The organism is uncultured Novosphingobium sp. (genome assembly GCF_964277725.1).
Taxonomy (GTDB): domain Bacteria; phylum Pseudomonadota; class Alphaproteobacteria; order Sphingomonadales; family Sphingomonadaceae; genus Novosphingobium; species Novosphingobium fluoreni.
Genome location: NZ_CAXYKL010000222.1, coordinates 1 through 5549, shown reverse-complemented (window position 1 = coordinate 5549; position 5549 = coordinate 1). Strand labels below are relative to the sequence as shown.

Genomic DNA, 5549 nt, shown 5'->3' with positions numbered 1-5549 from the left:
CGCTCATCCCACGGCATCTGCATGGCCGTGGCCTCCTCCTCCAACCAGCCCACGCCGATGCCAAGGTCCACGCGGCCACCCGACATCGCATCCAGCGTGGCGATCTGGCGAGCGTTATAGATCGGATTGCGCAGCGGCAGCACCAGTATACCGGTGCTGAGCCGTACCCGCTTGGTCAGGCCCGCAACGTAACCCATAACGGTGAGGCACTCGTAGAGCGGCGTCAGCGTTTTCTTCAGGTTGTCTTCGGGAATGCCGGTTGGCTTGGCCCCCAGGTTATACTCTGATTCAACCGCCCGCGGCAGCGCCAGGTGATCGAAAAAGCCCAGCCCGTGAAAGCCCGATTCCTCGACCGTCTGCGCGAAATCGCGGATCATTTCAGGCGATGCGAGCGGGCCGCCATGCGGCATTACGATATGGATCTGCATCAATCTCTCCTGTCGCGGCTGCATACCTCAAAACCCGACAGGCCAAACCGTCACGCGCTCCTAACCACATATGTGAAAAGCGCGTGCGAGGCGAAAATGAAGGGAGCGCGAGTTCGACCGGAGCCCCCTTCTTCGCGATTGACGCGCTCGCTCAGTCGCCCTTGTAATCAATGTCCTTGAAGGCGCCGTCTCGCCATTCCAGCGCGCCTTTCAGGCCCTTTTCGGCCGCAACCTTCTGGAAAGTGCCCGCCGTCGGCCTGACCCGCGCCATACTCACCATGTGCCAATGCACACCCATTTGCAGGCCGTTCTTGAAACCCATCATCTCGTAGTTTTCGTTCAGCGCCCCCTTGTTAACCGCCAGCAAGTCCACGGGGACGCTGGCCAGCGCGGCGACTTCCTTCTCAACTTCGGCATCAAGCTGATCGGCGGGGAAGCTCTTGACGATCCAACCCCATTCGGCCGCCTGCTTGCCGCTGATCACGCCACCGGTCAGCTGCAGATACTTCGCGCGGGCCATTCCCATCTTCCACGGGAAGAACGAGGTATCGGGCGAAGACATGCCGCGCGTGGCCGGATAGCCGATCTTCGCGTTGTCTGCGGCAAAGACGATGTCGCATAGCGACATAAGCTCTGTGCCGCCCGCGAGACACGCGCCCTGCACCTTGGCGACCACGGGCTTCATCAAGTCCCAGATGGTCAGCCAGTCCTTGACGCAATTGCGCGCGTACTGATCGCTCCAGGTGTCGAAATGCTGCTCGGAAATATAGCCACCCTCGGGGACGGAGTAGCCCTTCAGGTCGTAGCCCGCGCAAAAGACAGGGCCTGCACCGTCGATCAGCACCACGGAAACGTCATTATCACGCTCTGCCGCCTTCAAGGCGGTTACGATCTCCGCCCGCAGGACGGTGCCAAGCGCGTTTCGGTTTTCCGGTACGTTCAGCGTGATGCGCGCGATCTTGTTCTCCACCCGGTACTGAATCTTGGTGTATTCTTCCACGGTATCATCCTTTTCTTAGCGGGGTGGCGGGCGACCTTTCACCGGCAACTCCGAGGCAGCGAAGCGTCACGGTATCCCTGATCGCCGCAGGTGGGGACCCAGACCGGGAAAGATCATGTACGCGAAGCGCACGCATTCCCAGCGGCCTGCGCGGGGGTTGATATCAGGGTTGAAGTGAATGGATCGGCAGGGTTGTAAGACGATGTATCACCGTGCGAACAAACCCCAAACGACGTCAATAAGTTGGAGAGCAGATGATGAATGGGCCGCGGCGATGGTTGATCACAGGTGTTTCTAGCGGCATCGGCGCAGCGCTAGCTGATCTGGCGTTGGCGCGAGGGGATACGGTGATCGGCTGCGCTCGTGATGCGCAACGGCTTTCCGAGTTCGAAGCGTCAGCGCCAGGTCGGGCGATCGGCTTGCGATTGGATCTCAGCGTGGCAGACGCCGTGGGGCCAGCCTTGCAGCGCGTGATCGCCGCGGGGCCGCTGGACGTCGTCGTCAGCAACGCAGGTCAAGGGCTGTTCGGCGCATTCGAGGAGACGTCCATTTCCGAAGCCAAAGCGCTGTTTGATATCAACGTGTTTGGACCGTGGGCCGTGGCGCAAGCGGTATTGCCGCACATGCGCGAACGCCGCGCCGGGCAAATCGTCCATATCTCCTCGGGCGTCGGCCTCACCGGCATGGCCGGCATGAGCGCCTATAGCGCCAGCAAGTTCGCCCTCGAGGGGTTGAGCGAGGCTTTGGCGCAAGAGATCGGAGCGTTCGGGATCAAACTCCTGATCGTGGAACCGGGTGCGGTCAAAACGCCGTTCATCACCTCCGGCACAAAGGAAACGGCCTCACGCATTGACGACTATGCTTTCATATCGGGTGAGGGCCGCTCCTCGTTGGCGGGATATTATGAAGCGTCGGCCTCAACGCCTCAAGCCGTGGCGGACGCCGTATTGGCCGCGATCGACAAGTCCGATCACCCGCTGCGGTTGCTCGTCGGCGACGATCTCAAGCAAGCGGTTCATGGCAAAGGCGAACACCTGGTCGCGATCGCCAAGGCATAAGGCAGTCGCAGGTCGCTCGGGCCGACTTGGGGGATCATCATATACCCGGCCTGTCTCGATGCGCCGGTCGTACAGGCTCGGTCAGTATCGGCATGGCTCGCCGGAAAAGGTCCGGGCGTCACTGCCAAGGAACTTTCCCCCCGCGCTTCGCCGCATCCACCTCAGACAAACCAAAACCACAGTCCCGGTCCTCTGGAACGGCGGCGGGTTCCTTCAACCCTTGAAATCAATCGCATAGCGGTAGCGTTCAGGGTGATAGCGAACGTACGCCACTTCGATCGGCGTATCCGGCTGTGCGTAATAGATACGCTTGACCCGCAAGATCGGGCGGTCTGCTGCGATGCCAAGATGCCGTGCCGCTTCGGCGCCTGCCACGTCCGGCTCGATGAACTGCTCGGCACGCGTCAGTTTCGCTTCCAGCGCCTGCTCGACCTGCCGCACGATCGGCACCTCGCTGCGCAACGAGGTGGCAAAGCCGGTGCCGACGGCTAGTGGCACCCAAATGTTCAGGAATGCGACCGGCCCCTGCCCCTCCAGGCTACCCACCAACTTGAGCCGAAACACATCCTCTCCGGCGGGTACCCGCAAGCTCTTGGCAACATCGGCAGGCGCCGGCTCACGCTGAATCGATAATGGCTTAGTATCCAGCGCGGCGGCGGCGGCAAGGAACTCGCGCAATGATCCCGTGAGCTGGTTGTTCATGCCGCCCTTGATATCAGCAACGAACGATCCGACGCCGCGCCGCCGTTCGATAAGGCGATCATCCTGCAGCGCACTGAGCGCGCGACGGACGGTTATCCGGCTGACACCGTACTGGCTGCAGATCGCATCCTCAGTCGGCAAGCTAGCCCCAGGCTCAAATTCACCGCCGACGATCCGCTCTCGCAGATGTTGCTCAAGCTGATAATAGAGCGGAACCGGCCCCTCTTTTAACACTTCCTTCAACGCGCTAACAATTTGCACGGTCTTATGCCCTTATCGTCGCGCCATCCAAACGTGACATACTAATCACTCTTTACATCCGCGCCTAGCCGCCAGTCGGCGCAAACGCGCAAACCATCGCAACTTCGGCAGGCTGATTTCGCAAACAGGCTATCGTATCTTCTCGTTGCAGAGTCTGACGTGCCGTTTCTCGCTTATCAAGAGGATGGTAACACGCTTCACTCCGACGGTCCGCTCCCCGCTCTCATCCGGCCCGGGCACCAACGGGGGCGTCGGCGGACGTGGCGACCGCATCCGCGGTGTTCGAAGCAATGAAGGTGGGAGCTGCAGCACCATTCTGGCGCCAGCCGACTATGGCTCTAGTCTCTTGTCCGCGCCGCTGAGGCTTCGATGAAAGCCGGCTTATTCTCATCTTTTCGCCCCGGATCACGTCATTTCACGCTCCAAACTGCAGGTCTTCTGCGCAGACGCGATGGAACGAAACGTGTTTCATCTCACATTACGAGACCACGCTCAAACCCGGTAGATCGGCACATACAAAAGGCCGGCTCTCGTCAGAGAACCAGCCTGATGCATGCTAAATCGATCTTGCCTCATTGCTTGAGGCGAAACGATAGGATCAGAACTTAACCGATGCCTCGACACCATACATGCGCGGTTCGCCGAAGGTAGACGCGGCATAGCCGGGGCCACCGTCCGGTGCATTCGGGCCGTTGCTCAGGAGATAGATGCCGCCCTGCTTGTAGTATGCCTTTGTCAGGTTGGTAACAAAAAGTGCGGCTCCGAACGGGCTACCACCGATGCGATCGAGGCCAACGCGCGCGTTGACGAGAGCGTAGCCCTTTTGATTTCCGATCGCATCGAAGTCATCCAGCGGAGTCTTGCTCCGATAGGTCGCGTTGACGTTTGCGGCCAGTTCGCCCATGCCTTCAAGTTCATGGGCATAGGTCAGGCCGCCGCCAAGCTGGTGCTTCGGCACGCCCTGCAGCGGGTAAGAGCCGTTGTCGCCCTTGATTACCTTGGTGTCGACGAACGAATAGAACAGATTAGCGGAGAAACCGCCCGGCACGGTCAGATTTGCTTCGAATTCCCCGCCGTAATTGTGACGCTTGGCGATGTTGGTGGTGATCGTGTTCACCTGTCCATCGATCAGCAGTGCATTCTGTTGCTGGACGTTTTTGTAGTTCTGGAAGAATGCGGCGAGGCTGGTGGAAAGTCGCGCACCACCAAAGAAAAAGTTCTTCTTGATACCGCCCTCGTATTCATCCACCTTTTCGGGCTGGAACGGCCGGAAAGTGACGTCGTTTTGAGCACGCAAGCTGAACCCGCCAGCACGATAACCGTGACGGAGAGCGGCGTACATGGTCAAGTCGCTGCTTGGTTCATATTGAATAGTAGCGTCATAGGTGACCGCGTCGTTCTTGAGAATGCGAGATTCCGAACAGTTTTCGATCGGGCGAACACCAAACCCGCCGTAGACGCACGTCGGTGCGCCAAGCAGGCTAATATAAAATGGATTCACCCGCGCATTGCGGACATCGTTGTTGTAGCGGATGCCGCCAGACAATTTAAGTTCGTCGCTAACTGAGAAGGTGCCGGCAGTATACACGGCCCAACTGCTCGCCTTGCCATAGCCGATTGTCGACTGGCGGTAATTCTCCGCAGGCCGGTTCAGGAAGAATCCGGCTTGCGCAGGCGCTCCACTGGCGAAGCCAATCGAGGTCAACTGCGGGAAGGAAAGCGGCTCGGCGCCATCCTGGCCCTTTTCACGAAAATAGAATGCACCCAACGTAAACTCCAGGCGCTCACCAAATGGTTTGCCCTGCACCTGAAATTCTTCGCTGATATTGTTGGTACGCGAAAACTGTACGGGTCCAATCAGTGCCGCCGCAGTCCCATCGTAGTCACTATGGTTGACGTAGCGGATTTTGCGATAACCAAAGATGTTTTTGAACGTTACATCTCCCGCTTCAAACGTAGTTTTGTTTGTAATGCCCCAGTTCTTAATGCGGTTGTAGGGCTGACCAGCCGTACCATCCAGCGTGTTGCCCGGCGTCCCCATGCCGCCGGTGTTGAAGCGATAACGGCCCAGCGCCAGGTCGCGGCTCAAGATGGCGTTGA

General features: G+C 59.2%; 5 protein-coding genes. 1 reads left to right on the top strand and 4 read right to left on the bottom strand.

Annotated features, from left to right (window positions below):
* A partial coding sequence (locus ACHWRX_RS12755) for an LLM class flavin-dependent oxidoreductase (RefSeq protein ID WP_394659470.1) occupies positions 1-428 on the bottom strand: 428 nt, incomplete at its 3' end.
* A gap of 151 nt (positions 429-579) precedes the next feature.
* On the bottom strand, positions 580-1428 hold the full coding sequence (locus ACHWRX_RS12750) for an enoyl-CoA hydratase-related protein (RefSeq protein ID WP_058736633.1): 849 nt from the start codon (positions 1426-1428) through the stop codon (positions 580-582).
* Between the two features lie 254 nt (positions 1429-1682).
* Here ACHWRX_RS12750 and ACHWRX_RS12745 point away from each other — a divergent pair, with 254 nt between their 5' ends.
* Positions 1683-2486 (top strand): SDR family NAD(P)-dependent oxidoreductase, encoded by an 804-nt coding sequence (locus ACHWRX_RS12745; protein WP_353955761.1) that lies wholly within the window; start codon positions 1683-1685, stop codon positions 2484-2486.
* A 213-nt stretch (positions 2487-2699) separates the two neighbouring features.
* On the opposite strand, the gene ACHWRX_RS12740 is transcribed toward ACHWRX_RS12745, so the two are convergent.
* Complete coding sequence (locus tag ACHWRX_RS12740) at positions 2700-3449, bottom strand: GntR family transcriptional regulator (protein WP_394659469.1); 750 nt, start codon at positions 3447-3449, stop codon at positions 2700-2702.
* A gap of 598 nt (positions 3450-4047) precedes the next feature.
* Positions 4048-5549 (bottom strand): TonB-dependent receptor (locus ACHWRX_RS12735; protein ID WP_394659468.1); only part of this gene is annotated, 1502 nt, incomplete at its 5' end.

What these genes read in the sequence shown, in the direction of transcription:
- ACHWRX_RS12745 (WP_353955761.1), top strand. Translation starts at nt 1,683, where the DNA reads ATGATGAATGGGCCGCGGCGATGGTTGATCACAGGTGTTTCTAGCGGC.